This is a genomic window from Neobacillus drentensis NBRC 102427, from assembly GCF_001591445.1.
Classification (GTDB): Bacteria; Bacillota; Bacilli; order Bacillales; family Cytobacillaceae; genus Neobacillus; species Neobacillus drentensis.
The window spans coordinates 1-4,282 of record NZ_BCUX01000109.1 but is presented as its reverse complement, the minus strand read 5'-3'; the positions used below and the strand labels follow the sequence as shown (position 1 = coordinate 4,282).

The window sequence follows — 4,282 nt, the reverse complement described above, 5'->3', positions numbered from 1 at the left end:
TCTATTTATTAGCTCGGGTGCTCAACCTGATCCCGCAACCGATAAGTGCGGATCCTCTGATCCTAGATACGGGAATCAGCAGCTTTTAATCGACCAGCTTATAAAAGATAAAGAAAAAGACGTATGCTAATTCATACGTCAATTATTATGCCTTTTAATAAGAAAGAATCCGAAAACGGAACCCTTTATCCTTAGGATTCGGCTGCGTCATATGAACTTTTAGTTACATTGCAGTTCATATATTTCTTCAGGGCTAATTATATTCCCAGCCTTTTCCTCGAAATATTTATTCATCAGTAAATTTAGTTTGATGGAAAGCGTAATGTATTTGGAGCTGTTTGGACCTGTTTGAGTATACATCCCTCTTAGCTTCGCTTTAAGGTTCACTATTTCCATTAAAAGTTCCATGTTTTCCGTATCTGAAAATTCAATTGCCTTCATCATACACCTCGTAAAGTTATATTTTTTAAAAGTCATTGGTATGGAAGGTATGATGACTTGATCCGTTTATTTTTCGTCTTCTAATGATAATACAATTCCATAACCATTCTGATAGTAACATAGTCGATTTTTGATGTGAACAAAGAATTTAAAAGTAAAAATATTAGAAAAAAGGTAAATAATATTGGTATATCAAGTGTTCTCAAATAGCTTTTTCTAACTGGTTGAAAACAAACAAATCGTCTCTTTCGATGCTCTGTATACAAGTTATATTGTGATAACATCAAAATAAAAAATAAAAATATTTTTAAAATTACAAAAATAAATCTTCACGGGCATTCCTAAAATTATTATCCTCTGTTTAATATCTAAAAAAATGCAGAGATTTTGTCCAAAATTGTATTTTTTTGGAGCGGAGTAGATGGTACAATAGAATGATGAGTTTGGGTATTTCTTCATGGTCTGTTAGTATGAATCACCAGCACCCAAGAAGGGATAGAAGGATTTGCAGTAATACATTTAAAGGGGATATATAAATGCCAGTCATGAGAGAAATAAAAACACCATTGGCTCTTTTCAAAATTCGCTATTTTCAAGATGAAAAGGGACTTTATTATAAAAAGAAGGGTGAGAATCACCGCCGAAAGGTAAAGCCCTTTTGGAAAATGAAACGAATTGTGTTAGGGATCCCAGTGATGATCTTGCTTATCCTTGGTTTTGTTGGCTATAAGATTGGGATGAACCTGGCTTCTGAAAAAATGGTAGACGAACTTGCGAGTCAGATGACGAAAGAAGATTATGATAATCTATTAAAGGATCCTAGTATCCAGCAAATCATTGATAAAGAGGCTGGTGCAGGCAAAAATAGTGCGCTGTTTAAAAATGTTTCTGCTGTTTCTGCTGATCCGGCTATTAAGGAAACGGTTAATAATGACACCACAGGAACGAATGTACATACAACGAATGAAAAGAAGCCATCAGCAACTAATCCAGATGCAAGTAAAGAAAAGCAACCTGCCGCCAATACAGATGCAAATAATGATAAGGACACAGGAAAGACGGACAATACAGAAGTGAAACCACCAGCCACGGAAAAAGCTGAACCAGCTGGATTACATTTCAATTCAAATGCAGAGGTCATGAAATTTTTACTATCGAAGTTTTCCATGGGGGAGCTCAGTGCATTAGCTAAAAAGGCGCAAGGCGGAGTTACGGCGCATGAGAAAGCCGAGATTAAAAGTACCGTTCTTAGCAGACTTTCAACAGAAGAATACAATGCCCTGAAAGTTTATGCGGTGGTTGAAGCAAGTAAAAGACAATAATGATAGGATATCAATCTAGTTTGCTTAGAAACCTCCTTAAAAATGGAGGTTTTTGTTATTTATTTTTAAACACAAAAAAACACAAACAGTATCATACACTGTTTGTGTTTTTTAGTAGGGAGTTATCTTTTTCCAATTACTTTTATTACTCTAGGGCTGCTGATATTCTTAGAACTATCTTTTGCTGTTATGGAAAGCACTGTACCTTTCTTTTGGGCCGTGATTTTCACACTAAAGTTACCCTTAGAAGAGACTTTACCAGTTGCTAATACTTTAGAGCCTTTTTTGATGGTAATCGTTGAGGCAGCTTCTGCTGTTCCTCTGATGACTTTGTCATTTGAATAAACATAGTTTACTCTTGGTTTCGCTGGAGCAATTCGATCAAGGACTTTGGTTGATTTCGCTGTGCTTACGTTTCCAGCTGCATCCTTAGCTGTTACATAAATAGTTGAACCAGCTTTTTGAGCTTTAATTTTTATGCTGAAGGTACCATTGGAAGAAGTTTTTCCTGTTGCAATGGTTGTTTTTCCATTTTTGATTGTAATGTACGAATAAGCTTCTGCTTTCCCTTTGATCGTTGTATCGTTATTGTCGATTGAATAAACAGATGGTGTTGCTGGAGCCGTCTTATCAAGTACTTTGATTGATCTAGCTTTACTTTCATTACCAGCTGCATCTTTAGCTGTTACAGTTAGGGTTGAGCCAGCTTTTTGAGCCGCCTTAATTGAAATACGGAAAGTCCCATTGGAGGCAGTTTTTCCGATTGCAACGGTTGTTTTGCCATTTTTAATCGTAATTGTAGAGCCAGCTTCTGCTTTTCCTGTGATCTCTTTATCATTATCGTCCACTGGATTAACAGTTGGAATAGCTGGAGCCGTCTTATCTGGGTTAATCGTAATTTCTTTTGTGATGATTGGCTGGTTCAAATAGGAGCCGACCACTTTTACTTTCCCTGTTTTTTTGGCAACTAGCTTATTGCCAGTAGTGAGAGTTGCAATCGAAGTGTTATTTGTATTCCACTTCAAGTAATTTGTATAATCCATTAGTCCGAATCCTAAATCTACTTTCAAGCTGTAGGATGGAGAAGTAGATCCTAATGTATATGTACTGGCACCAAAGATATCTCCGCCTTTACTGCGGATTAACCCTGATGAAAAAGCAGCTGATGCCATTTTGGTAGGGTCGACTATGGCGTCTACATTTTTCTTCATAGTAAGGACATTAGCTACAGAGATTCCTAATTTTTGAGATAATATGCCATCAAATTGAACAAATCTTGCATCTGCAAGGGTTGAATCCACCGCAGCTTTAATAATCTGGTCAAAACTTAAATTTTTCTTTTGCAAGAAAGATTCAACTAATTGAACTTTAAGGTTTTCTTCAAAGGCACTAGATAAAGAAAGAGCTTGGTCAATAGATAGCTTTCCATCAAAAATCTTTGTGAATTCATCAGAGTAATTGGACTTGAATGCATCTAAAGCTGTATGAAAGTCTATAGAATTACTCATGTATTGAAGTTTTACGAAATCTGTTGCTAGTTTAATAGCTGTACCTGGAGCAGTTTTGGTGTCAATTTTTTTAATTAAACTAGTTCCAAGAATCGAGTTGAAGTTTACTTTTGAGATATTGCTATAGGATACTTTAATGTCAGCAATATCAGATGCAGTAAGCTTTTCAAAGATTTCATTGTGGGATGTAACAAGTTCCATCCCTGAATCAGCGTGTGCTGTATTTGGCGCAAACGCTAGGTTAGCTGCAAAAGGTGTTAGGGCTATGGTACTAGCCAAGATTAAATTGATGGTGCGTTTACGAAATGGTGTTTTCAATTATGTATCCTCCAAGTTCATATTTCTTTCCTTATTATACTTTAAAGATTCAAAGTATAAAAGAAAAATAGGTGAAAAAAGGGAAAAATGCCTTATTGACACAGTTTTTGGAAGGTCATCTTTTAACCAATTGGGACGAAGGATATACCAAAATCGGTATCTGTTGTCAAAGACATCAAAAAAAGATCAGGATTCCTCCTAATCTCCGAATTGACATTTTATTTCCCCATCAACCATTTTGTGACGATTTCAGATTTTTCATTATCTAATAAGTTGCCGGGCATTTTATTCGTACCTTCACTAATGATTTTCAGTACTTCGGCTTCTGAATATTTACTTTTCATATCTACTACAGTAGGACCGACAGCCCCTTGTAATTGAGCGCCGTGACATGCAGCACAACTTTCCTTATAGATCGATTCTCCGTCCATGGCGGTACTAGATTTATCCGATGAACAGCCAGTTAATAATAGGAGTATTAAGGCAAAAGCAGCTAATAGCCGATTCATGTTGTTTCCTCCAAACGCATAATAATATGGTAATGTTTTCTACCATATATCTATCTTAATAGAGAAAAGAGCTGAAAACTTAGCTCAATTATGAACAATTGGGAAAAGTTTTACCCTATCTGCTCCTCACTAAATTGCAGTTATAAAGTAAGACAGCGAGAAGGTTGTTCCTCTGTCTTTTTCC

General features: G+C 36.1%; 4 protein-coding genes. 1 reads left to right on the top strand and 3 read right to left on the bottom strand.

Features of this window, described 5'->3' with window-relative positions; all coding sequences use genetic code 11:
* Positions 1-219 precede the first annotated feature (219 nt).
* Positions 220-441 carry a hypothetical protein gene (locus BDR01S_RS24235; protein WP_066259302.1) on the bottom strand — a complete coding sequence of 74 codons (222 nt, stop codon included), beginning with the start codon at positions 439-441 and terminating at the stop codon, positions 220-222.
* A gap of 536 nt (positions 442-977) precedes the next feature.
* Here BDR01S_RS24235 and BDR01S_RS24230 point away from each other — a divergent pair.
* Positions 978-1,763: a hypothetical protein gene (locus BDR01S_RS24230; protein WP_066259299.1), complete on the top strand. Its 786-nt coding sequence runs from the start codon at positions 978-980 to the stop codon at positions 1,761-1,763.
* Positions 1,764-1,885: 122 nt separating this feature from the next.
* Here the strand turns inward: BDR01S_RS24230 and BDR01S_RS24225 are convergent, their stop codons facing one another.
* Entirely contained in the window at positions 1,886-3,589 is a 1,704-nt protein-coding gene (locus tag BDR01S_RS24225) for an Ig-like domain-containing protein (protein WP_066259298.1), read from the bottom strand.
* 218 nt (positions 3,590-3,807) lie between these two features.
* Entirely contained in the window at positions 3,808-4,098 is a 291-nt protein-coding gene (locus BDR01S_RS24220) for a c-type cytochrome (RefSeq protein WP_066259297.1), read from the bottom strand.
* Positions 4,099-4,282 lie beyond the last annotated feature (184 nt).

Bases quoted from the DNA above. Each gene is read 5' to 3' on its own strand.
- BDR01S_RS24235 (WP_066259302.1), bottom strand. From the start codon at position 441: ATGAAGGCAATTGAATTTTCAGATACGGAAAACATGGAACTTTTAATG.
- BDR01S_RS24230 (WP_066259299.1), top strand. From the start codon at position 978: ATGCCAGTCATGAGAGAAATAAAAACACCATTGGCTCTTTTCAAAATT.
- BDR01S_RS24220 (WP_066259297.1), bottom strand. From the start codon at position 4,098: ATGAATCGGCTATTAGCTGCTTTTGCCTTAATACTCCTATTATTAACT.